A 21,223-nucleotide genomic window follows, 5' to 3' on the forward strand; every position below is an offset into this window, starting at 1 on the left:
AAGTGAGAGGAGGAGCTATGGTTCAAGAAATTGCAAAAAAATTGATCCGTATGGGGAAGAAGGAAGAAGCTCAGGATCTCTATTTCGTTCCTCGGAAGGAGGAGTATCAGGTTTTTATGAGGGTCGGAGATGAGAGGCGTTTTGTGCAATCCTTTCCTTTTGAGGAGATGACGGCTATTATCAGCCATTTTAAATTTGTAGCAGGGATGAATGTGGGAGAAAAAAGGCGCAGCCAGCTAGGATCGTGTGATTACCCTTTGGAGAATGGAGTGGTATCGATTCGCTTGTCGACGGTGGGGGATTATCGTGGCTATGAAAGCTTGGTCATTCGGCTTTTGCATGATGAGGAACGCGAATTGCGGTTTTGGTTTGATCAATTGCCAGACTTGAAGAAGAAATTGGCTGGTCGTGGCCTCTATCTCTTTGCAGGTCCCGTTGGCTCGGGAAAGACCACTCTCATGCATGCTTTGGCGCAAGAGCGCTTTGCAGACCAACAAGTTATGTCTATTGAAGATCCTGTCGAGATCAAGCAAGAGAATATGCTTCAGCTTCAGCTGAATGACCAGATCGGCATGACCTATGACAACCTGATCAAACTCTCCTTACGTCATCGACCGGATCTTCTCATTATTGGGGAGATCCGAGATAAGGAAACGGCCCGTGCAGTTGTACGAGCTAGTTTGACAGGAGTCACCGTCTTCTCTACGATTCATGCCAAGAGCGTTCGAGGTGTTTATGAGAGGCTCTTAGAACTTGGAGTGAGTGAGGAAGAGCTCAAGATTGTTTTACAAGGTATTTGTTACCAACGATTAATTGCAGGAGGAGGTGTGGTCGATTTTGCGACGGAAAATTATCAAGAGCACTCAGCCAGCCGCTGGAACCAACAAATGGATCTCTTGGCTCAATCAGGATCTATCCAGCTGGCTCAGGCGCAAGCCGAAAAAATTATCTACCGCTAAACAAAAGCAAATCATCGAATTGTTTTTGAATCTTTATTCGAGTGGTTTTCATCTGTCTGAGATTGTCGATTTTCTAGATCGCTCTCACCTAGTGGAGAGTCGTTTGGTTTCCAAGATGCGAGAGGATCTCTCGCGGGGCCGGAGTTTTTCAGAGATGATGGCAGGGATCGGTTTTTCAGATGCAGTGACGACACAGCTGTCTCTTGCTGAGCTCCATGGCAATCTTGCATTGAGCTTGGAGAAAATCAGTGCTTACTTAGAAAACATGTGCAAGGTCAAGAAAAAGCTGATCGAGGTGAGCACTTATCCTCTTATCTTGCTTGGATTTTTGGTTCTGATTATGCTAGGCTTGCGCAATTATTTGCTCCCTCAAATGGATGCTCAAAATATTGGGACGCAATTGATCAGTTCCTTCCCCAAACTCTTTTTGGCCTTAGGATCGGGACTGGTGGCCTTCTTCTTACTCGGCTTTCTCCATTATCGAAAGTCAGGCAAGATCAAAATTTTTAGAAACTTGTCTCATCTGCCTTTCGGGAAAGGCATGATTCAAGCTTATTTGACAGCTTATTATGCCAGGGAATGGGGCAATCTGATTGGGCAAGGATTGGAGTTATCTCAGATTTTTTCCATGATGCAGGAGCAAAAATCCCAGCTTTTTCAAGAAATTGGAAGGGACTTAGCTCTTTCTTTAGATCGTGGCCAGTCCTTCTCAAAGACGGTCAGGGGGTATCCTTTTTTCAAAAAAGAATTGTCCCTTATGATTGAATATGGTGAAGTCAAATCAAAGCTCGGAAGTGAACTAGAGATCTACGCTGAAAAAACATGGGAAGATTTCTTTCGTCGGGTTCACCAGGCCATGAATGTGATACAACCCTTGGTGTTTGTCTTTGTGGCTCTTGTGATTGTGTTACTCTATGCAGCCATGTTGCTGCCGATTTATCAAAATATGGAGGTTCATTTATGAAAAAATTAAAAACCTATAAGGTTAAAGCCTTTACACTTATTGAAATGTTGGTGGTCTTATTGATCATCAGTGTGCTCTTATTGCTCTTTGTGCCGAATTTGACCAAGCAAAAAGACTCCGTGAAAGAGACAGGAAATGCAGCGGTTGTGAAGGTGGTCGAAAGTCAGGCTGAATTGTACGAGCTCAATCATACCAATGACCAGGCCACCCTAGCAAAACTGATTGCTGATGGAAATATTACCAACAAACAAGCAGAATCCTACCGTGCCTATTATGCGAAAAATAGTGGAGAAATTCGTGCGGTTGCAGATTAAGGCCTTCACTTTGGTGGAGACCCTTCTGACCTTGATGATTGTCAGTTTTATCTATCTGGGCTTATCGGGATCGATCAAGACGAGCTTTCAGCAGGTGGAAGAAAAAGTATTTTTTGCAGAGTTTGAACACCTCTATCAAGAAAGCCAGAAGATAGCACTGGCAAGGCAAACGGAATTGGATGTTGAAATGACTGCAAGGAAGATTCGAACGCCTTATCAGACGGTGGAGATTCCTGATTCTGTTATTTTGCAAGATCCTAAAACTATTCGTTTAGACCGTGCAGGTGGCAATTCATCCCTGGCCAATGTTCACTTTCAGACACAGAGAGGAGTGGTGACTTATCAACTGTCGCTTGGAAATGGGAAAATTAAAAAAAGCATCCGTTCCCGCTAGTATTCTCATAGAATCTTTGGTAGCCTTGGGTTTATTTGCCATGATTACGACCTTATTGTTAGGGGAGATCCGGCGTTCGCGCAAGGAGCGACTAGTGGATTTCAAAGAGGTAGAGGTCTTATCTGTCGCTCAAATGGCGCTTCAGACAGGGCAAAATCATCTTGAGGCCAATGGTATTCAGGTTCAAGTCGAAAAAGATGCCGATCAACTCACGGTCTATCATCAAGGAAAGGTGGTGCTGCATGTGGAATAAAGGAAAGGTCAAGGCCTTTACCCTGCTCGAAGCCTTGGTCGCTCTCTTAGTGCTTAGTGGGGGAGTGCTGGTCTTTCAAGGCTTGACCAAGCTTCTGCATGCTGAATTGGACTACCAGGCGCATCAAAAGCAGGAAGAATGGATACTTTTTCAGCAACAATTGCAGGTGGAATTGGACCGGAGTCATTTTGAAAAAGTAGCGGACAATCATATCTACTTGGTTCAGGATCAAAAACCAATTGCTATTGGCCAATCTAAAGGAGATGATATCCGAAAAACAGATGATAAGGGCAGGGGCTATCAGCCTATGATTTCAGGTGTTCGCTCTAGCCAAATTTGGCAGGAGGGAGATTTGCTTCATCTGCGGTTGGATTTTGAAGAAGGTCTAGAAAGGGAGTATGTCTACCATGTGGTACCAGCGATACAAAATGAAAAAAGTTAAGGCTGGTGTCTTGCTTTACGCTCTCTTGATGGCAGCGATTTTTAGTCTCTTGCTTCAGTTTTACCTGCACCGTCAGGTTGCGGAGAGACGGATCTTAAAGACGAGTCAAGAGCGCCTTCGGGCTTATGCTTTGGTGCAAATGGCTCTTGAAAAGAGAAAGAGTGATGAGAAGACATCGGAGATTCATTTAAAGTCTGGAACAGTTCAGCTAAAGAAGGATACTGGTTTTCTTCATGCCCAAGCTGAGATGGATGGCGAAAGCTATGAGTTTGTCCTTCCAGTAAGGGAAGAAAAAGAAAGTAAGAAGAGCCAAAAAGAAAAGAAGAAGACACAGAAAGATAAGGCGAAGGCAGGGAGCGAAACACCTTCTGAAGAGACGCCAAACGAGATCAAGGAACCATCAGAAAATAGCGAAAAAGACTAATTTTTGGTATGATAGGGTGCGGAGGAAATCATGAATTTCGAAAAAATTGAACAAGCTTATACCTATCTATTAGAAAACACTCAAAGTATTCAAAATGAATTGTCGACCAACTTTTATGACGCCTTGATTGAACAAAATGCCATGTATTTGGATGGCAAGACGGATTTAGACATTGTTAAAAACAATAGCAAAAAATTAAAAGAACTAGGTTTAAGTAAGGAAGAATGGCGCAGAGCCTACCAATTCCTTTTTATGAAAGCTGCTCAGACAGAACCTTTACAAGCGAATCACCAGTTCACACCAGATGCGATTGGTTTTATCATTACATTTTTGATCGATCAGTTGGCTAAAAGCGACCAACTGGATGTCTTAGAAGTGGGAAGTGGAACCGGAAATCTCGCTGAGACCATTGTCAACAATAGCCGTCTCACGATTGATTACTTAGGATTGGAAGTAGATGATCTTTTGATTGACCTATCTGCTAGTATCGCAGATGTGATGGAATCCAGTGTTGTCTTTGCACAAGGCGATGCGGTTCGCCCACAAGTGTTGAAAGAAAGTGACTTGATCGTTAGTGATCTTCCTATTGGTTATTATCCAGATGATGCGATTGCACAGCGCTATCAGGTAGCGAGCTCCGAAGGCCATACCTATGCCCATCACCTCATGATGGAACAGGCTCTGAAATACCTGAAACCTCAAGGAGTAGCCATCTTTTTAGCTCCAAACAACCTCTTGACGAGTCCTCAGAGTGATCTGTTAAAAGCTTGGCTAACAGACAAGGCCCAACTCCTTGCCATGCTGACCTTGCCAGAATCTCTTTTTTCAAATCCAGCCTATGCGAAGACGATTTTCGTCCTACGGAAACAAGAAGAAGAGTCTGTTCAGCCCTTTGTCTATCCTTTTACCGATCTCCAGGATCAAGACCAGGTGGTTCACTTTATGGAAAGTTTCCAAAACTGGTTAAAGGATAGTGAAATTTGATCAAAGATCTGATATAATAGAGGAAGTGAAAACGCTTAATGAGGTGAATATATGTCGAAAACAATTTCTATTAATGCAGGAAGCTCTAGTTTGAAATGGCAATTGTACCAAATGCCAGAGGAAACTGTTCTTGCAAAAGGGTTGATTGAACGGATCGGTTTGAAAGATTCTATTTCAACTGTTAAATTTGATGGACGCTCTGAAAAACAAGTATTAGATATCCAGGACCATACACAAGCTGTAAAAATTTTGTTGGATGATTTGATTCGCTTTGATATTATCAAATCCTACGATGAGATTACAGGTGTGGGCCACCGCGTCGTTGCTGGTGGAGAATACTTCAAGGATTCTGCCTTGGTAGATGACGAAGTCCTTCGAAAAGTAGAAGAATTGTCTTTGTTAGCACCTCTTCATAATCCTGCAAATGCAGCTGGAATTCGTGCCTTTAGAGAGATTTGTCCAAATATTACCAGTGTTGTGGTATTTGATACTTCTTTCCATACAACTATGCCGGAAAAAGCTTATCGTTATCCTCTTCCAACCAAATATTACACAGAAAATAAGGTCCGTAAATACGGCGCTCATGGAACCAGTCACCAGTATGTAGCTGGTGAAGCTGCTAAACTTCTTGGAAAACCATTAGAAGAATTGAAATTGATCACCTGCCACGTTGGAAATGGTGTATCTGTTACAGCGGTTGACAAGGGAATCTCTGTCGATACCTCAATGGGCTTCACCCCTCTAGGTGGTGTCATGATGGGAACCCGTACAGGGGATCTCGATCCAGCGATTATTCCTTACTTGATGGAGCATACAGAGGATTTCAATAAGCCTGAAGATATCAGCCGCATCCTCAATCGTGAATCAGGTCTTCTGGGTGTTTCTGAATCTTCTAGCGACATGCGGGATATTCATACAGCGATGCACAATGGAGACGAAAAAGCCAAATTGGCTTACGATATCTTTATCGATCGTTTGCAAAAATACATCGGTCAATACTTAGCAGTCTTGAATGGTGCAGATGCCATCATCTTTACAGCAGGAATCGGTGAAAATGCAGTAAACGTTCGTTCTTCTATTATCAATGGAATCAGCTGGTTTGGCTGCAAGGTCGACCCTGAAAAGAACGTCTTTGGAGTTGTCGGAGATATTTCCACAGATGATTCCCGTGTGAAGGTATTGGTGATTCCAACTGATGAAGAGTTGGTGATTGCGCGTGACGTTGAACGTTTCAAAAATCAGTAAACTGAAATAAAGTGAGAAGGCTGGAGGCGAAAGCCCCAGTCTTCTTATTTTATACAAGAAAGAGGTTGTCCATTGAAAAATATACAGTCTTTTGTTCGAAAGCACCCATTATGTAAGAATGCCCTCTGGCTCCTTCTTTTTGTGCCCTTATTCTTTCTCTCACAATTTCCCCTCATCACTATGGTTTATTCCCTTCAAGAAGGAATGGATGCAAGGTGGGTCACTATCCTCACTCTTTTGGCGACAGTGGCAGTACTCTTTGTTTTTTATAGGGTCATCAAGATGAGCCCTCTGGAGAACTTAGATGTTTGGGTCATAACCTGGCCAGCTCTGGGGAGAAATTTTCTTTTTCTTCTCTTGTTGATGGCTAATAACCTGCTCGCCTATCCCTTGTTGAAACAAGAGGCAGGTGGTACGACGGCAAACCAAGCGGCTCTGAATGAACTACAATCTCATGCTCCTTTTCTTGCCATGGGGATGGTCGTGATCCTTGTCGCTCCGATTCTAGAAGAGCTGCTCTGTCGGGCCATTATCTCTCGTTTGATCTTTCGAGGGGCAGAACCGATCGGTTACCTAGCCGGTGCTCTTTTTTTTACTTACTTGCATGGACCGAGTACCCTAGGGGAGTGGGTAGCTTACGGAGGCATGTCCTTGATCTTAACTTGGGTGGCTTATCGCTATAAGCGGATCGAGTATAGCATTTGCCTTCATATGACCTTGAATGCGCTGGCTTATTATTATCCGGTGGTCATACTCCTTTGTTTATTGCCAGTATCGAGAGTTTTCTTCCATGATAAATTATGATAAAATGGTAGGTACCAATGAGTTTTGATGCAGAACCTTCGTACAGAAGGTCAGAAAAATAAGCAATTCGTATGGAGAATGAACTCAGAGGTTTAGAACATTTGTTCTAGCCTCTTTTGTTCGCAATCATGCTGTAGGAAGGGAATCAAAGGAGGACGAAAATGATTGATAATAAATGGCTGAGTGGCCAAGGGACCCTTCTTTGTGGGATCTTAAATGTCACTCCGGATTCATTTTCTGATGGCGGTAAGTATACGAGTGTGGATGCAGCCTTGCAGCAGGCGAGAAAACTGATCCAAGAAGGAGCTCAACTCCTGGATATAGGAGGAGAATCAACCAGACCCAGACCTGGTAGTCATTATGTGGAGATTCAAGAAGAGATTGACCGCGTGGTTCCGGTGATTAAAGCCATTCGGAAAGAAAGTGATGTCTTGATCTCAGTAGATACCTGGAAGTCACAGGTGGCAGCCGCAGCGCTTGAAGCTGGAGCTGATATTGTCAACGATATTACGGGTTTTCTTGGAGATCCTAAGATGGCTGCTGTGGTTGCGGAGCATGAAGCGAGCGCGGTTCTCATGTTTAATCCAGTGATGGCAAGACCGCATCATCCAAGTTCCACTATCTTTCCACGTTTTGGTTTTGAACCAGTCTTTTCAGAGCAAGAGCTTCAACAGATGGCTCAAGAACCGATTCAAGACTTGATGTGGACCTTCTTTAACCGCTCGCTTGCGGTAGCGAAAGCAGCTGGTGTCCAGACGGATCGTATTATGCTGGATCCTGGGATCGGATTTGGTTTGACCAAGCGAGAGAACTTACTCTTATTACAAGAACTTGGGACGATTCACCAAAAGGGGTATCCGATCTTTCTAGGGGTCTCCCGCAAACGTTTTGTGGTCAATATTATTGAGGAAGCTGGATTTGAGACAGATCCTGCAACGGAGACTGGTTTTTGGAATCGGGACCTGGCTTCGAGCCATTTGACCAGTATTGCAGCCAGTCAAGGAGTCGAAGTAGTGCGGGTGCATGATATTCCCCTTCACAAGATGGCAGCCAGTCTGGGCCAAGCTATTTTCCAAGCCCAAGAGGCAGCAGATACCAATTTAAAACAATACAAGTAAATGAAGACAAAAGAACATCAGTTGGATCTTCGTTGGCTAGAAGCCTATCGTTCCCAAGATCCACATTTCGGTTTGGAGCGCATGGAAGCTCTCTTGGCTTTGAGAGGAAATCCTCACTTAGACTGTCGGGTCATTCATGTTGCGGGGACCAATGGCAAAGGCTCTACCATTGCTACCTTATCCCAACTCTTGAGGCTGGCAGGTTTACGGGTTGGAGTCTTTACCTCTCCTTATCTGATCCATTACAATGACCAAATCACCATTAATGGCGAAGCTATTGCGGATCAAGACCTGCAGGCCTACCTGGATAGTTACCAGCAGCTCCTGGAAGATGAACAATCAAGGGTCATCTTTCAAGGTTTGACGGAATTTGAAGTGATGACGGCGATTGCCTATGATTATTTTGCTCACGAGGAGCTGGATTATGTGATCATGGAAGTCGGTATGGGGGGACGACTAGACAGTACCAATGTCTGTCAGCCTGTTCTGACCGCGATCACTTCGATTGGCTTGGATCATGTTGCCCTTCTTGGGCCAGATCTGGCTTCCATCGCCCGTGAAAAGGCTGGTATCATTAAGCCAGGAATTCCTCTGGTTCTAGGGAAATTAGAAGCAGAAGCCAGCCAAGTCATTGAAGGCATTGCGATTCAGAAGCAGGTACCGATAACAGCCTATGACAGAGATTACCAAGTTGAGCTAGCGGCCTCTTGTCTATCGGGCCAATCCTTTTCTTATCACAGTTCCAAAAGAGAAACAGCCTCCTATCAAGTAGCGCTCTTGGGTCATCACCAGGCCAGAAATGCAGCTCTTGCGATCAGTATCTGTGATGTACTTTTTGAAAGAGAAGGGCGTGAACTCTTGTCAAGAGAGTTAGTGGATGATGCCTTGCATCAGGTCATCTGGCCTGGCCGAATGGAAGTGGTCTCACAAAATCCCATGATCTTGCTAGATGGGGCCCATAACCCCCACGCCGTTGCGCCTTTGATCGCAAGTCTTCGGGAACTTTTTCCAAGTCAAAAAAAGACCATTCTTTTTACCTGCATCCGGACCAAAGCCTTAGAAGAGATGCTCATTCAGTGGCAGGAACTAGAAAATAGTCGCTTGATCCTCACGACCTTTGAAGATCCAAGAGCCTATTCTCAAGAAGAGATAAGAGCTGCTGCGAAAAACCATCAGCTTGAGGAAGTCAACTGGCAAGAGTTTCTACAAAACTGGCAAGCTGAAGGCGATGAGCTCCTCATTGTAACAGGGTCGCTCTACTTCCTTAGCCAGGTACGACCTTATTTATTAAAAACAGAAAAATCCAACTAGGAGATGATATGGATACAAAGAAAATTGAAGAAGCAGTGAAAATGATCATCGAGGCAGTCGGTGAAGATGAGAACCGTGAGGGACTTCAGGAAACGCCGACCCGCATTGCCAAGATGTACCAAGAAATATTTGCAGGACTAGGGCAGACAGCAGAAGAGCACCTGTCTAAATCATTTGAAATCATTGATAACAATATGGTGGTCGAGAAGGATATCTTCTTCCATTCCATGTGTGAGCATCACTTTTTACCATTTTATGGAAAAGTGCACATTGCCTACATTCCAAATGGCCGTGTGGCTGGGCTTTCCAAACTGGCTCGTACGGTCGAAGTTTACGCTAAAAAACCACAGATTCAGGAACGTTTGACGGTAGAAATCGCAGATGCCTTGATGGAATATCTTGGAGCACAAGGAGCACTTGTCTGGGTAGAAGCAGAGCATATGTGTATGAACATGCGTGGTGTCCGTAAACCTGGGACCGCTACAGTGACAACTGCTGCGCGTGGACTGCTTGCGACAGATAAAGACTTAAAAAATGAAGCCTATAAACTCATGGGCCACTAATGGCTGGCTATAAGAGGTGAACAGAGTGGATCAATTACGGATCAAGGACTTAGAGGTATACGCCTATCACGGTGTTTTCCCAGCAGAAAAAGAATTAGGACAACGCTTTGTCCTAGACCTATGGGTAGATTATGAGATGACTCGTGCTGCCCGCACAGGTGATTTGGAAGCTTCGATCCATTACGGGATCTTGGCGGAACAGTTGACCGAGTGGATGCAGGCAGAAAAGATTGATCTGATTGAAACGGTGGCCTTTCAATTGGTTCAAAAGATTTTCGAAAGCTATGCCTTCGTAGAAAAAGTTCGTCTGGAGTTGAAAAAACCTTGGGCTCCTGTTCCCTTGCCACTCGAGACTTGTTCGGTGACAATCGAACGGGAGAAAAAACGGGCCTTTATTGGGCTTGGCACCAATATGGGAGATAAACAACTGCAACTAGAGACGGCGCTAGAAAAACTCAAGGATCGAGGCATTCGCCTTCTTCAGACATCCACAAGGATTGAAACAGAACCCTGGGGAGGAGTGGAGCAGGACACCTTTTTGAATCAGGTGGCAGAGGTTGAAACCTGGATGACCCCAGAGGATTTACTAGAGACCTTACTTGCTATTGAGCAGGAAATGGGGCGTGTCCGTGAGATCAAGTGGGGGCCACGTGTGATCGATCTAGATCTGCTCTATATGGATGACACCATTTGTTACAGTCCGAGCTTGATCTTGCCGCATCCTTATGTGGCAGAACGTGCCTTTGTCCTAGAATCTTTGAATGAAATTGCTCCTCATTTTGTGGACCCTGTTCAAAGAAAGCCCATTCGCCAATTATGGGAGGCTGTCAAATAGTTTCTCTTCTTTGCATTATAAAAAAACAATCCCTCGAGCAGGGATTGTTGAGAGCGTAGATAAACGAATCTTTAATAGAATCTAATCAATTCTTTAAAAATTATACTCGTTATAGTTATTCAGTCATCTAATGAAACTTTCCGCCGTGAGAAAAGTGCCTGAAACAATACCGTTTCAGGCACTCGGAATTATTGAGACCTTAGGCTCAATAATTAGTCATGGAACTTCGTAGAAGTTCGCTGACGTCCGTACTCACCTAAGGAAAGTTTTTTAAGAAGACTTTGTCTTCAATCTGAACAATTCCTAAAACAGGGATTGTTTTTGTTTGTCTTAGTTTATTTACGATACAAACGATCGTACTGGTAGACAGGGTCCATGGTGACGTTGATACCGAGCTTGCGAAGGACATTCTTGTCTTCGTCTGTTAGCATCACGGTTGAGTGGGCTTCACTGCCTTTCAACTTGCCTAATTCTTGCATAGCAAGCTTAGCGTCTTCATTGGTCATGGCTGTAATAGCAAGGGCAATGAGGATCTCGTTTGAGTGAAGACGAGGGTTGCGGCTACCCAAATGATTGATCTTCAAGCCTTGGATAGGTTGGACGTATTCTGGCTCGATTAATTTGGTTTCTTTATCAATATGCGCCAATTTCTTGATCGCATTGATCAAGAGGGCTGCGGTTGGGCCAAAGAGATCGGAGGTTTTTCCGGTTACCATCTCGCCGTTTGGCAATTCAAGTGCCAAGGCTGGCTCTCCTGTTTCTTCTTCTTTCTGACGAGCAAGAACGGTCACTTTCCGATTATTTGGAGTAATGCTCAAATCATTCATCAAGAGCTCAATCTTCTTGACAGCTCCTTCACCGACGCGTTCAGCTTTGACATCCAAGATAGTTTGGTAATAGCGACGGATGATTTCTTGTTGGGAAGCTTCAATCGCAGCGTCATTGTCCACAATGGCAAAGCCAACCATGTTGACGCCCATATCTGTTGGGGAAGCGTATGGAGAGGTTCCTAAGATGCGTTCCAACATGCGCTTCAAAACAGGGAAGATTTCGATATCGCGGTTGTAATTGACCGTTGTTTCTCCGTAGGTTTGGAGGTGGAAGGGATCGATCATATTGACATCGTCCAGATCTGCAGTTGCTGCTTCATAAGCCAAGTTGACTGGGTGGTGCAAAGGAAGATTCCATACTGGGAAGGTTTCAAACTTAGCATAACCTGATTTGATCCCACTTAATTGGTCATGGTACATATTGGACATACAAGTTGCCAGCTTACCAGAACCAGGTCCAGGAGCTGTCACAACGACCAAATTGCGGCTAGTCTTGATGTAGTCATTTTTCCCCATCCCTTCAGGAGAGATGATGTGGTCCATATCGGTCGGATAGCCCTTGATCGGATAGTGGAGATAAGAGGCGATCCCGCTCTTGTCCAGTTGTTTGCGAAAGGCATCTGCTGCAGCTTGTCCAGCATATTGGGTGATGACGACAGAGCCTACAAAAATCCCCAATTCATTGAATTTGTCGATCAAACGCAGTACTTCTTGGTCATAAGAAATTCCTAGGTCCCCACGGGCTTTTGAGTGCTCAATGTTGTTGGCGTTGATGGCAATGACAATTTCCACCTGGTCGCGCAATTCTTGGAGCAACTTGATCTTATTGTCTGGTTCGTATCCAGGGAGGACACGAGCAGCGTGGAAGTCCTCTAACATCTTACCACCAAATTCAAGGTAGAGCTTGCCATCGAATTGATTGATCCGCTCAATAATGTGGTCACGTTGCAAGTTCAAATACTTTTCAGAACTAAAAGCTTGTTTTTTCATGTAAAACTCCTGTATATAAGGGAAAGGTCTGCCACACAAATCCAAGGATGAGTGCTCCGTTCCCTACCATTTCATTCTTTCATATTATATCAGAAAACAGATGGAAGATAAAATATTCTAAGATACTTTCCTAAGGGAGTGTGGATGCCGAGGGGCTCAATGGTGACTCACGCTGGAAAGTTTCAAAGAGAACCTTGTTTTCCCCCTAAAAAAGCCCCTTACGGGGCTTCGTGATCGATGTTGCTTAATAGTATTTGATCAAATCAACTGTAGAGCGATCCAATTTCTTAACCAATGCTTGTAAGAAGGCTTGTGCTTGCAAGAAATCATCCATGGCATAGAGGGTTTGGTGGGAGTGGATGTAACGTGCACAGACACCAATAGTGGTTGATGGGACTCCACCGTTCTTCAAGTGTGCTGCACCTGCATCGGTACCACCTTTGGCACAATAGTATTGGAATTTGATACCTGCTTCTTCAGCAGTAGTGAGCAAGAAATCTTTCATATTTGGTAGCATGATGTGACCTGGATCATAGAAGCGAAGCAGTGTTCCTTCCCCAATCGCTCCTTGGTCTCCAAAGACATCGGCCGCTGGTGAACAGTCTACAGCAAGGAAGATTTCAGGATCAAATTTAGTGGTTGAAGTGTGGGCTCCACGCAGTCCCACTTCTTCTTGAACGTTGGCCCCTACATAGAGTTCGTTGTTTAAGGCTTGTCCAGAAAGGCTCTTGGCCAATTCGCTGACCATCAAGACGCCGTAGCGGTTATCCCATGCTTTTGAGATGACGTTTTTACCATTAGCAGTGAGAATCGCAGAGCTATCTGGGACCAAAGTATCTCCAGGACGAACCCCATAACTTTCAGCTTCGGCTTTAGAGCTAAAGCCTGCATCAAAGATGATGTCGCTAATGGCTGGTACGGTTGGTCCACCCGTTCCACGTGTCAAATGAGGAGGAACAGATCCTGAAATAGCAGGGTATTCACGTCCGTCACGTGTAAAGAGTTTGAAGCGTTGGCTGCTGACGACCATCGGATTCCAACCTCCGATTGGGACAACACGGAAAGTTCCGTCAGCTTTGATTTCGCTGATCATAAAACCAACTTCGTCCATGTGGGCAGCTACTAAGATACGAGGAGCATCGGCAGCTGTTGAATGTTTGACCCCAAAGATCCCACCGAGACCATCTGTCACGATTTCGTCCACATGAGGGGTCAATTGTTGGCGCAAATAATCCCGTACAGGAGCTTCATGACCTGAGATAGCAGGGATTTCAGTTACTTCTTTGATTTTAGAAAATAAATCAGTCATAGGTTACCTTCTTTCTGATGCTATTTTAACACTTTTTCTACAAGGATGGTAGCGTTATTATGGAAATCAATCTCAAAAAGCAGAGGGAGAGATCCAGCCTAGACCGTTGTCCCTCTGCTTATTTTGTGTTACAATAGGCACTATGAAAGCTAAAAAAATTATTTTGTCTAGTCTGGCTGTAGCAAGTGCAGGAGCTCTTGCGGCCGGTGTTTATAAAATCGCCAAAGATCAAAAGCGTCTCCGTACCCAAGAAGAGTTGGTAGCAGAAGTACGGGAGCAAATGGAAGCCATGGGGACGATTGCGACCCTGTATGTGGAACTCTACGAGTCTAGTGAAGAACGCTTAGTAGGAGGCGTCATTTTTGAAGATGAGCGCCATTACCGCTTTGTCTATGAGGACGGTCTCTTGCATTATGAAGAGGAAAAACTATGATTACACCAAATTCTCTAGAAGAAATTGCTTCTTATGTAGAGCAAGATGGCAAGAAAGTGTTTGTCTTTTCAGCAGATTGGTGTGGGGATTGTCGTTACCTCAAGCCTTTTTTGCCGGAGATTGAAGCTGAAAATCCCGAATTTACCTTTATCTTGATTGACCGAGATGCCTATATGGATCTGGCGAAAGTCTGGGATGTTTATGGGATCCCAAGTTTGGTGGTTCTGGAAAAGGATAAGGAAATCGGTCGGTTTGTCAATCGGGATCGAAAAACCAAGGCGCAGCTTACAGCATTCTTAGCAGGATTAAAATAGGAGAAAAACATGATTGTAACATACAACAAAGAACAAGTCGGCGATGTCTTGATGCTGACCTTGAAAAATAGTGGAGAAGCAAAGCTCGCGGTGGAGAGAAAAGGAAAAGTGGCTCGCGTTTACCGTGAGGACAAGCAAGAAACCGTTGCCTGGAATATTTTTGATGCCTCATCTTTCTTCGCCATCGAAGGCAAGGGCCAAGTCTTTTTGACAGATGAGCAAGTAGCTCGTTTGAATCAAGAATTGGAAAGAGAAGGCTTCGCAGAACGTTTGGTCAATGATCGGGAACCAAAATTTGTGGTGGGAGAAATCCTTGAAATGGTAGCCCATCCAGATAGTGACCACTTGAATATCTGCCAAGTAGCAGTTGGACCAGACAAGACAGTTCAGATCGTAGCAGGGGCTCCAAATGCGCGAGTGGGTCTCAAGACCATTGTCGCTCTTCCAGGTGCCATGATGCCGGATGGTAGCTTGATTTTCCCAGGGGCTCTTCGTGGAGAAAAAAGCTATGGGATGATGTGCAGTCCGCGCGAATTGCACTTGCCAAATGCTCCTCAAAAACGAGGCATTATTGAATTAGATGACGCAGAAGTAGCAGGGACACCTTTTGATCCTGCTCGTCACTGGCACGAATAAAGAGAAGAATCTAGGATGTTTTGGATCCTAGATTTTTTTGATTTTGGTTTGTCACCTCCATTTTTTAAAATTTTTTCGAATAAATAGATAGGAGGTAAATGATGTATAATAAAGTTATTTTAATCGGTCGCCTAGTAGCGGCTCCAGAATTGCATAAAACCAGCACAGACAAATCCGTTGCCCGAGTGACCGTTGCGGTCAATCGTCGCTACAAGGATCAAAACGGGGAGCGAGAGACTGACTTTGTCAATGTGGTTGTCTGGGGGAAATTAGCTGAAACCATGGCTAGTTATGCCAGTAAAGGGAGCTTGATCTCTTTGGATGGAGAGATTCGGACGCGCCGCTACGAGAAAAATGGCGTCATGCAGTATGTGACAGAGGTCCTCTGCCAAAGTTTTCAGTTGCTAGAGAGCCGCGCTCAGCGAGCGATGCGTGAAAATGGTGGAACGGGAGATTTAGCCGATATCATCTTAGAAGAGGAAGATCTTCCCTTTTAGGATCAAAAAAGAAAGCTGGTTCGTTTATAGACCAGCTTTTTTGATATTTGGTAGGGATTTCATTCGGGAACGACTCATTTAAAAATAAATCAAAAATATGCATCTGTACAATAAAAGCCAGCACTTTTCTTGAAAAAGTAGTAAAATAAAGTAATATATATTCAAAATTTTCAGAAAAGGAACGGAGTTTGAAGGGGAAAGAAGAAAGAAAAGAACGGTTGAAATGGCTGATAAAACGGGTTTTACTGGTGATTCCAGTGGCCTGCATCCTCTTGTGGATCTATGCCGTTTGTCAAACCAGTAGCATCAAGGATCAGACCAAGATCGGTGTCACCTATATGACCATGAACAATGAGTTCTATAAAAGTATTCATTCGGAAATTAGTCGAATTGCCGATGAGAGAGGGGCTCTTGTATATGTTCGAGATCCGGAATTGGATGAAAAAAGGCAGAGCCAGCAGATCGATGATTTTTGCGCCCAAAAAGTAAATGTGATTGTGATTAATCCGGTCAAAGGGGATAGTCAGCCCATTTTAAGGGCTCTTAAAAAAGCTAGAAAACAAGGAATTAAGATCATTGCAGTTGATACCCAGCTCAAGCATTTTAAGCCGGATGCCAGCATTGTCTCCGACAACTACCAAGCAGGAGTCTTGATTGCGAAAGAGTTGATGAAACGCTCTTCAAATGCTCGGATCCTTCTCTTGGAGCATAAGGGGACTGTTTCGGCAGATACGCGGATTCAGGGATTTAAGGATACCATCAAAGAACATGGGTCTTATCAGATCATCTCGGAACTAGAAACCAAGGGGCAGACGGAGATCGCCATGCCAGCTGTCCGTAAGTTCTTGCAGTCAGGGGGGAATGTCGATACTCTAGTCTCCTTGAATGACCGCTCGGCTATAGGAGCTTTAGCGGCGATCAAGGAGCAAGGAATCACCCATCCCATTGCGATCTATGGGATTGATGGCTCACCAGATATGAAAGCCTTGCTACACTCGACAGATGATGTCGTGGGAACCGTTGCCCAGTCTCCGTTGAAGATGGGAGACCGCGTGATGGAGGTCATCCAAGATATGGCTGATGGGAAAAGCTACCAAAAAGAGATAACCATTCCGGTTCAAATGATGACAAAGGAAAACATCGATCACTTTGATGTGAATGGGTGGCAGTAATGAGAAAATTTAGAGGTGTGAGATACAGTTTGGCCATTCTGATGGTCGTGAATTTTATCGCTGTGATGCTCAACAGTATCATCTATCTTCAAGCAACCAATTATATCATTGCTCAACGACAAGCTTCCCTATTAGTAGAACGCTTAGAGCGCATTCCTTTTGCGCCCTCTACAACTTTTTGGTTGTCTGCACTCTTATTTGCTGGGATTGCCTTGATCTCCATGAGTCGTTACCGGTCTCAAATGAGTCGATGGTCCATTTTTGATAAGTGGAACATTCTGGAGATCCTCCTGATGTTGCTCTTGATGTGGGTCCAAAATGTAGCTTATAACGGGCTTATTCTATTGGTTTTTGCGGATATCTTCTATGGTTCCAAAGAGTTGAATACCAAGCGAGACCGCAAGTATTGGTTTGCCTTTATCCTAGTGAGTTTCTTGATTCTACTTGTGACCAATTCAGACGTCTTTTCGCTTTTCTTTCCGATTCCTTCTCTGGATGTCTATATTCATTTTTACCCTGCCTCCATTCGGATTCTGGCCTTTTTCTTAAAGAATTCCCTCTATGCCTTGAATATGGTGCTCTTCATTATTTCGCTTTTGTTCTATATTATGAATGTCCTTGCGGAAAACCACGAAGTGGAAGAAGAGTTGGCCATGGTTTCAAAGGTCAATACAGAGTTGAACAACTATATGGCCTTGTCTGAGAAGATTGCAGAAGATCGGGAACGTAAGCGGATTGCTCGGGAAATTCACGATACCTTGGGGCACGCGCTAACAGGGATCTCGGCAGGGCTGGATGCTGTCGGAGTCTTGATTGATATCGATCCCAATCGGGCAAAAGAGCAGGTGAAAAGCGTATCAGAAGTGGTTCGTGAAGGAATCCAGGATGTGAGAGGCTCTCTCAACCGCCTCCGTCCAGGTGCCCTTGAGGGACGAACCCTCAAAGATGCTTTAGAAAAGATGATCCGTGAGTACCAAACGCTTTCCAACTTGCAGGTTGATTTACACTATGAATGGGTCGATGTCGATATGGACGTCATGATTGAAGATACAATCTTTCGTGTGATCCAAGAGTCTATGACCAATGCGGTTCGCCACGGTCATGCCAGTCAGATGAGCCTTCATTTTTTTGAGAATGAAGAAGATTACCTGATCGAGTTGCAGGATAATGGGGTTGGGTTTGAAACCTTGACCTATGGCTATGGACTCAAGCAGATGATGGAACGAATTTCTATCCTAGGAGGACAGCTTCAATTTGAAAGCCGCGATGGATTTTTCACGCGCATCAGTTTACCGAAATATAAAGAAGGGAGATAGAGATGGTGATAAAAGTAATGGTGGCAGATGACCAGGCCTTGATTCGAGAATCTCTGAAAATTATTTTGTCAGCCCACCCCGATATCGAAGTGGTGGCCACAGTGGAAGATGGGAATCACGTCTTGTCGAGCATTCCGCAGACACATCCTGACCTGATCTTAATGGATATTCGGATGCCAGGCATGGATGGAGTTTTGGCGACAAAAGAAGTCAAAGAGCACTATCCGGATATCAAAATTATTATTTTAACGACCTTTGATGATGATGAATTTATCTATAGTGCACTCAAGTATGGTGCTTCAGGTTATCTTTTAAAGGGAGCCTCGACAGAGGAACTCTATGAAGCGATTAAGGTGGTGTATCAAGGCGGAGCCATGATCAACCCGAATATCGCTAGTAAAGTCTTTCAAATTTTCTCACAAATGGCCAAAACCAACTTCTCTATTGCTGTAGATGAGGACAATGTCAAGGATTTGAGCACGACGGAATGGCGTATTATCCAAGAGGTCGGCTATGGGGAGTCCAATAAAGAAATTGCAGCCAAACTCTTCTTATCAGAAGGAACCGTGCGCAATTACTTATCAACGATTTTGGCGAAATTAAACCTACGAGATCGAACGCAATTAGCGATCTGGTCAGTCCAAACAGGAGTGACGAGACGTGATTTTTCTAAAGGAAATACAGAATGAAATTGAAGCGAAAGCATCTTTGTTGGGGGATTGGTCTCCTTGTTGTGCTCTGTGCGAGCGCGGGTTTCTATTGGTGGAAACAGCAACCGACCGTACTCCATATCGGCGTTTATGCAGGTTCTAGCTGGGATGTGCCGACCAGTCAACGTTCCCATGCCTTGGATCGTGCGATTCAAAAATTTGAAAAATCCCATCCCCACGTCCGTGTAGAGTATGAAAACGGGATTCCGCAGTCAGATTATTCAGACTGGCTCTCTGAAAAGATTGTCTCAGGAAAGACGCCAGATGTGTTTATGGTCTCTGAGCAAGATCTTTCCTTATTAGCAGCGCGGGGGGTGCTAGAAAAGTTAAACGGCTATATGGATCGAAAAGACCAAGCTGCCTTTTATCCCGTTGCCTTTGAATCGGGTGTCTATCAGGGACAAACCTATGCCTTACCTTATGAAAGCAATCCGATTTTGATGTGTGTCAATAAAGATCTCTTGGATAAAGAAGGCATCGCAGTTCCCAAAGAAGGTTGGACCCTTGAAGAGTTCTATACGATTTGCAAGAAGCTAACCAAGGATACCAATGGGGATGGGCAACTAGACCAATTTGGGAGTACAGAATACACCTGGAAAGAAGCCTTAGCAGCAAATGGGGGTCATCTCTTTCAAGAAGGGATGCTTAAGCTGACGGCTCCAGAAGTCAAAGAATCCTTGACTTTCCTACAAAAATTGGAAGATTTAAATAAAAATTACAAGGTGAGCTCCAAAGATTTTGACCAGGGGAAAGTCGCCTTTTATCCTATGACCTTGGCCCAATATCGGACCTATAAACCTTATCCCTACCACGTTTCTAAATATTCAAACTTTACCTGGACCTGTATCCCGATGCCTGCTAAGTCAAAAACAACCAAGGCGACCTTAGTCACGACGACTTCTTTTGCTATGTCGGCTCGAAGTTCTCATTCCAAGTTGGCTTGGGAATTAATGCAACTCTTAACAGAGGATCCCGAAATTCAACAAACCCTCTTTGCCCAATCCCAGGGGATCTCTGTCATGCCACAGGTAGTCAAGAGTCGCTCTAGTAAAGACCTTTTGCAGGTGGATGATTTTGGAACAGATTCCCTAACCAATCAGACCTTGAACCGCATCATGGAACAAGCTGTTGAAAGTAGTCCGAAAAATGTCTCAAAAGAGGTGTTAGAAAAGCTAGACTACTTGATTGGTAATGCCTTGCGCGATCAGGATGTCGAGAACCGTTTGCCTCAAATTCAGAGGGAGATTGAAAGTAGTCTACAGGTAGGAGTTTAGAGTAAAATAAGATGGCATTTTGTCAAGTGACAGATGTCATTTTTTTATTGCTAAATGTCATATTAGGAATGTGACATTTGACAATGTAAAAACGCTTTCAAATAATCTACAATAGAGTCAAATAAAGGAGGCGTAGAAAAATGAAATACCTCGTTTTGGTCAGTCATGGCGGACTGGCAGAAGGTCTAAAAACATCACTAGCCATGTTTGCTGGTGATAAGATGGATCAGGTCATCGCAGTTGGACTCAAAGAAGGAAAATCGGTCGATGACTTCGCAGTTGATTTCAGAGAGAGCATTTCAGGATTGACAGCTGATGATTCTGTTTTGGTCTTGGCAGATATCGTAGGTGGTAGTCCATTAACCACTGCAGCCACGGTTCTAGAAGAAGCTGGAAAGCTCGATGGAGCCTTGATCCTTGGTGGGATGAACCTTACCATGGCCTTGACAGCAGTTGTGATGAAGGATGTCTTGGATGGAGACGATTTGTCAGCTACCATCTTATCAGAAGCACGATCTGCACTACAGCCTTTTGAAGTTTCAGCCACTAGTGCTGAAGAGGATGATGACGATATTTAATAGGGAGGTACCTTATGGTAGTAACATTTGTACGGATTGATGACCGCATGATTCACGGTCAGACAGTCACACGCTGGGCAAAGGAAAAACCATGTGATGGTTTGATTGCTGTAAACGATGCAGCAGCATCAAACAAGGTTTTGATCCAAGCTTACAAAGGCGCATCAGACAAGAAAACCTTTGTATGGACAAAGGAAGCCTTTAAAGAAAAATCAGCAAAAGTAACAGAATCAGATAGTCGTTACTTCTTGATTACCAAAAATCCAATCGATATGAAGGAAATTTTGGTCGACCAAGGGTTTGTCCCAGGTGATGTTAAAGAAATCATCGTAGGCCCTGCAAATGATCGTCCTGGAGCTGTGAAATTGGGAAATAACCAATCCATCACTCAGGAAGAAGCAGAAGCCTTCCAAGCCATTCAAGCAGCAGGCTACAAGGTGAAATTCCAATTGTTGCCAGATGTTTCCATCGGGTATTGGGATGATTTCAAATCAAAATTTGGTTTTTAAAACTAACAGTCTTATCTGTTAGGTAAATAAATTTACAAACAAAAG

26 protein-coding genes are annotated in these 21,223 nt (G+C 44.2%); 24 read left to right on the forward strand and 2 right to left on the reverse strand.

From position 1 onward, the window contains the following. Positions 1–17 precede the first annotated feature (17 nt). From comGA to folK, 14 genes are all read left to right on the forward strand, one after another. Complete coding sequence (comGA, locus tag HMPREF2918_RS04750) at positions 18–959, forward strand: competence type IV pilus ATPase ComGA (protein WP_070594720.1); 942 nt, start codon at positions 18–20, stop codon at positions 957–959. Next, entirely contained in the window at positions 892–1,923 is a 1,032-nt protein-coding gene (gene comGB, locus HMPREF2918_RS04755) for a competence type IV pilus assembly protein ComGB (protein ID WP_083307796.1), read from the forward strand. The genes comGA and comGB overlap by 68 nt, the downstream gene beginning before the upstream one ends. Beyond that, on the forward strand, positions 1,920–2,237 hold the full coding sequence (comGC, locus tag HMPREF2918_RS04760) for a competence type IV pilus major pilin ComGC (RefSeq protein WP_070594721.1): 318 nt from the start codon (positions 1,920–1,922) through the stop codon (positions 2,235–2,237). Before comGB ends, comGC begins: the two co-directional genes overlap by 4 nt. Then, complete coding sequence (comGD, locus tag HMPREF2918_RS04765) at positions 2,227–2,631, forward strand: competence type IV pilus minor pilin ComGD (protein WP_070594722.1); 405 nt, start codon at positions 2,227–2,229, stop codon at positions 2,629–2,631. The genes comGC and comGD overlap by 11 nt, the downstream gene beginning before the upstream one ends. Then, entirely contained in the window at positions 2,597–2,884 is a 288-nt protein-coding gene (gene comGE / locus HMPREF2918_RS04770) for a competence type IV pilus minor pilin ComGE (RefSeq protein WP_070594723.1), read from the forward strand. The genes comGD and comGE overlap by 35 nt, the downstream gene beginning before the upstream one ends. Then, positions 2,874–3,326, forward strand: a complete 453-nt coding sequence (gene comGF, locus HMPREF2918_RS04775; protein ID WP_070594724.1) for a competence type IV pilus minor pilin ComGF — start codon at positions 2,874–2,876, stop codon at positions 3,324–3,326. Before comGE ends, comGF begins: the two co-directional genes overlap by 11 nt. Further along, on the forward strand, positions 3,283–3,750 hold the full coding sequence (comGG, locus tag HMPREF2918_RS04780; RefSeq protein WP_256263193.1) for a competence type IV pilus minor pilin ComGG: 468 nt from the start codon (positions 3,283–3,285) through the stop codon (positions 3,748–3,750). Before comGF ends, comGG begins: the two co-directional genes overlap by 44 nt. Positions 3,751–3,780: 30 nt before the next feature. Beyond that, a complete protein-coding gene (locus tag HMPREF2918_RS04785; RefSeq protein WP_003019156.1) occupies positions 3,781–4,734 on the forward strand; it encodes a class I SAM-dependent methyltransferase in 954 nt (317 codons plus the stop codon). 51 nt (positions 4,735–4,785) lie between these two features. Then, positions 4,786–5,979 carry an acetate kinase gene (locus tag HMPREF2918_RS04790; protein WP_070594726.1) on the forward strand — a complete coding sequence of 398 codons (1,194 nt, stop codon included), beginning with the start codon at positions 4,786–4,788 and terminating at the stop codon, positions 5,977–5,979. A gap of 72 nt (positions 5,980–6,051) precedes the next feature. Beyond that, positions 6,052–6,783: a CPBP family intramembrane glutamic endopeptidase gene (locus HMPREF2918_RS04795; protein WP_070594727.1), complete on the forward strand. Its 732-nt coding sequence runs from the start codon at positions 6,052–6,054 to the stop codon at positions 6,781–6,783. Positions 6,784–6,944: 161 nt separating this feature from the next. Further along, positions 6,945–7,901 (forward strand): dihydropteroate synthase, encoded by a 957-nt coding sequence (folP, locus tag HMPREF2918_RS04800; protein WP_070594728.1) that lies wholly within the window; start codon positions 6,945–6,947, stop codon positions 7,899–7,901. Further along, on the forward strand, positions 7,902–9,212 hold the full coding sequence (locus HMPREF2918_RS04805; protein ID WP_070594729.1) for a bifunctional folylpolyglutamate synthase/dihydrofolate synthase: 1,311 nt from the start codon (positions 7,902–7,904) through the stop codon (positions 9,210–9,212). Between the two features lie 8 nt (positions 9,213–9,220). Next, positions 9,221–9,775 (forward strand): GTP cyclohydrolase I FolE, encoded by a 555-nt coding sequence (gene folE / locus HMPREF2918_RS04810; protein ID WP_003019101.1) that lies wholly within the window; start codon positions 9,221–9,223, stop codon positions 9,773–9,775. Between the two features lie 25 nt (positions 9,776–9,800). After that, positions 9,801–10,610 (forward strand): 2-amino-4-hydroxy-6-hydroxymethyldihydropteridine diphosphokinase, encoded by an 810-nt coding sequence (gene folK, locus HMPREF2918_RS04815; RefSeq protein WP_049475011.1) that lies wholly within the window; start codon positions 9,801–9,803, stop codon positions 10,608–10,610. Positions 10,611–10,945: 335 nt separating this feature from the next. Here the strand turns inward: folK and HMPREF2918_RS04820 are convergent, their stop codons facing one another. Then, positions 10,946–12,430, reverse strand: coding sequence for a DUF1846 domain-containing protein (locus HMPREF2918_RS04820; protein ID WP_070448905.1), 1,485 nt, complete (start codon positions 12,428–12,430; stop codon positions 10,946–10,948). Positions 12,431–12,674: 244 nt separating this feature from the next. Then, on the reverse strand, positions 12,675–13,739 hold the full coding sequence (gene pepA, locus HMPREF2918_RS04825; protein ID WP_070594730.1) for a glutamyl aminopeptidase: 1,065 nt from the start codon (positions 13,737–13,739) through the stop codon (positions 12,675–12,677). A 142-nt stretch (positions 13,740–13,881) separates the two neighbouring features. Between pepA and HMPREF2918_RS04830 the strand changes: the two genes are divergently transcribed. From HMPREF2918_RS04830 to HMPREF2918_RS04875, 10 genes are all read left to right on the forward strand, one after another. Then, on the forward strand, positions 13,882–14,172 hold the full coding sequence (locus HMPREF2918_RS04830) for a DUF4651 domain-containing protein (protein ID WP_003004245.1): 291 nt from the start codon (positions 13,882–13,884) through the stop codon (positions 14,170–14,172). Continuing rightward, the gene (locus tag HMPREF2918_RS04835) at positions 14,169–14,486 is read left to right on the forward strand and encodes a thioredoxin family protein (protein ID WP_003009797.1); all 318 of its coding nucleotides are present in this window, start codon (positions 14,169–14,171) and stop codon (positions 14,484–14,486) included. The genes HMPREF2918_RS04830 and HMPREF2918_RS04835 overlap by 4 nt, the downstream gene beginning before the upstream one ends. 9 nt (positions 14,487–14,495) lie before the next feature. After that, positions 14,496–15,122, forward strand: a complete 627-nt coding sequence (gene ytpR / locus HMPREF2918_RS04840; RefSeq protein WP_003009800.1) for a YtpR family tRNA-binding protein — start codon at positions 14,496–14,498, stop codon at positions 15,120–15,122. 101 nt (positions 15,123–15,223) lie between these two features. Then, positions 15,224–15,619, forward strand: a complete 396-nt coding sequence (locus HMPREF2918_RS04845; protein WP_003004675.1) for a single-stranded DNA-binding protein — start codon at positions 15,224–15,226, stop codon at positions 15,617–15,619. Positions 15,620–15,807: 188 nt separating this feature from the next. After that, positions 15,808–16,791: a substrate-binding domain-containing protein gene (locus HMPREF2918_RS04850; protein ID WP_070594731.1), complete on the forward strand. Its 984-nt coding sequence runs from the start codon at positions 15,808–15,810 to the stop codon at positions 16,789–16,791. Then, the gene (locus HMPREF2918_RS04855) at positions 16,791–18,107 is read left to right on the forward strand and encodes a sensor histidine kinase (protein ID WP_070594732.1); all 1,317 of its coding nucleotides are present in this window, start codon (positions 16,791–16,793) and stop codon (positions 18,105–18,107) included. The genes HMPREF2918_RS04850 and HMPREF2918_RS04855 overlap by 1 nt, the downstream gene beginning before the upstream one ends. A 5-nt stretch (positions 18,108–18,112) precedes the next feature. Beyond that, the gene (locus tag HMPREF2918_RS04860; RefSeq protein WP_037585171.1) at positions 18,113–18,796 is read left to right on the forward strand and encodes a response regulator transcription factor; all 684 of its coding nucleotides are present in this window, start codon (positions 18,113–18,115) and stop codon (positions 18,794–18,796) included. Then, entirely contained in the window at positions 18,793–20,091 is a 1,299-nt protein-coding gene (locus tag HMPREF2918_RS04865; RefSeq protein WP_070594733.1) for an ABC transporter substrate-binding protein, read from the forward strand. Before HMPREF2918_RS04860 ends, HMPREF2918_RS04865 begins: the two co-directional genes overlap by 4 nt. 140 nt (positions 20,092–20,231) lie before the next feature. Continuing rightward, on the forward strand, positions 20,232–20,669 hold the full coding sequence (locus HMPREF2918_RS04870; protein WP_049472855.1) for a PTS sugar transporter subunit IIA: 438 nt from the start codon (positions 20,232–20,234) through the stop codon (positions 20,667–20,669). 14 nt (positions 20,670–20,683) lie between these two features. Next, entirely contained in the window at positions 20,684–21,178 is a 495-nt protein-coding gene (locus HMPREF2918_RS04875) for a PTS sugar transporter subunit IIB (protein ID WP_000261775.1), read from the forward strand. Positions 21,179–21,223 lie beyond the last annotated feature (45 nt).

This window comes from Streptococcus sp. HMSC065C01 (assembly GCF_001813525.1).
Lineage (GTDB): Bacteria > Bacillota > Bacilli > Lactobacillales > Streptococcaceae > Streptococcus > Streptococcus parasanguinis_V.

Bases quoted from the DNA above. Each gene is read 5' to 3' on its own strand.
- HMPREF2918_RS04805 (WP_070594729.1), top strand. From the start codon at position 7,902: ATGAAGACAAAAGAACATCAGTTGGATCTTCGTTGGCTAGAAGCCTAT.
- HMPREF2918_RS04865 (WP_070594733.1), top strand. From the start codon at position 18,793: ATGAAATTGAAGCGAAAGCATCTTTGTTGGGGGATTGGTCTCCTTGTT.
- folP (WP_070594728.1), top strand. From the start codon at position 6,945: ATGATTGATAATAAATGGCTGAGTGGCCAAGGGACCCTTCTTTGTGGG.
- comGE (WP_070594723.1), top strand. From the start codon at position 2,597: ATGGGAAAATTAAAAAAAGCATCCGTTCCCGCTAGTATTCTCATAGAA.
- HMPREF2918_RS04785 (WP_003019156.1), top strand. From the start codon at position 3,781: ATGAATTTCGAAAAAATTGAACAAGCTTATACCTATCTATTAGAAAAC.
- HMPREF2918_RS04855 (WP_070594732.1), top strand. From the start codon at position 16,791: ATGAGAAAATTTAGAGGTGTGAGATACAGTTTGGCCATTCTGATGGTC.
- comGC (WP_070594721.1), top strand. From the start codon at position 1,920: ATGAAAAAATTAAAAACCTATAAGGTTAAAGCCTTTACACTTATTGAA.
- ytpR (WP_003009800.1), top strand. From the start codon at position 14,496: ATGATTGTAACATACAACAAAGAACAAGTCGGCGATGTCTTGATGCTG.
- HMPREF2918_RS04845 (WP_003004675.1), top strand. From the start codon at position 15,224: ATGTATAATAAAGTTATTTTAATCGGTCGCCTAGTAGCGGCTCCAGAA.
- HMPREF2918_RS04870 (WP_049472855.1), top strand. From the start codon at position 20,232: ATGAAATACCTCGTTTTGGTCAGTCATGGCGGACTGGCAGAAGGTCTA.
- comGG (WP_256263193.1), top strand. From the start codon at position 3,283: ATGTCTACCATGTGGTACCAGCGATACAAAATGAAAAAAGTTAAGGCT.
- HMPREF2918_RS04830 (WP_003004245.1), top strand. From the start codon at position 13,882: ATGAAAGCTAAAAAAATTATTTTGTCTAGTCTGGCTGTAGCAAGTGCA.
- folE (WP_003019101.1), top strand. From the start codon at position 9,221: ATGGATACAAAGAAAATTGAAGAAGCAGTGAAAATGATCATCGAGGCA.
- HMPREF2918_RS04875 (WP_000261775.1), top strand. From the start codon at position 20,684: ATGGTAGTAACATTTGTACGGATTGATGACCGCATGATTCACGGTCAG.
- comGF (WP_070594724.1), top strand. From the start codon at position 2,874: ATGTGGAATAAAGGAAAGGTCAAGGCCTTTACCCTGCTCGAAGCCTTG.
- HMPREF2918_RS04820 (WP_070448905.1), bottom strand. From the start codon at position 12,430: ATGAAAAAACAAGCTTTTAGTTCTGAAAAGTATTTGAACTTGCAACGT.
- HMPREF2918_RS04835 (WP_003009797.1), top strand. From the start codon at position 14,169: ATGATTACACCAAATTCTCTAGAAGAAATTGCTTCTTATGTAGAGCAA.
- pepA (WP_070594730.1), bottom strand. From the start codon at position 13,739: ATGACTGATTTATTTTCTAAAATCAAAGAAGTAACTGAAATCCCTGCT.
- HMPREF2918_RS04790 (WP_070594726.1), top strand. From the start codon at position 4,786: ATGTCGAAAACAATTTCTATTAATGCAGGAAGCTCTAGTTTGAAATGG.
- comGA (WP_070594720.1), top strand. From the start codon at position 18: ATGGTTCAAGAAATTGCAAAAAAATTGATCCGTATGGGGAAGAAGGAA.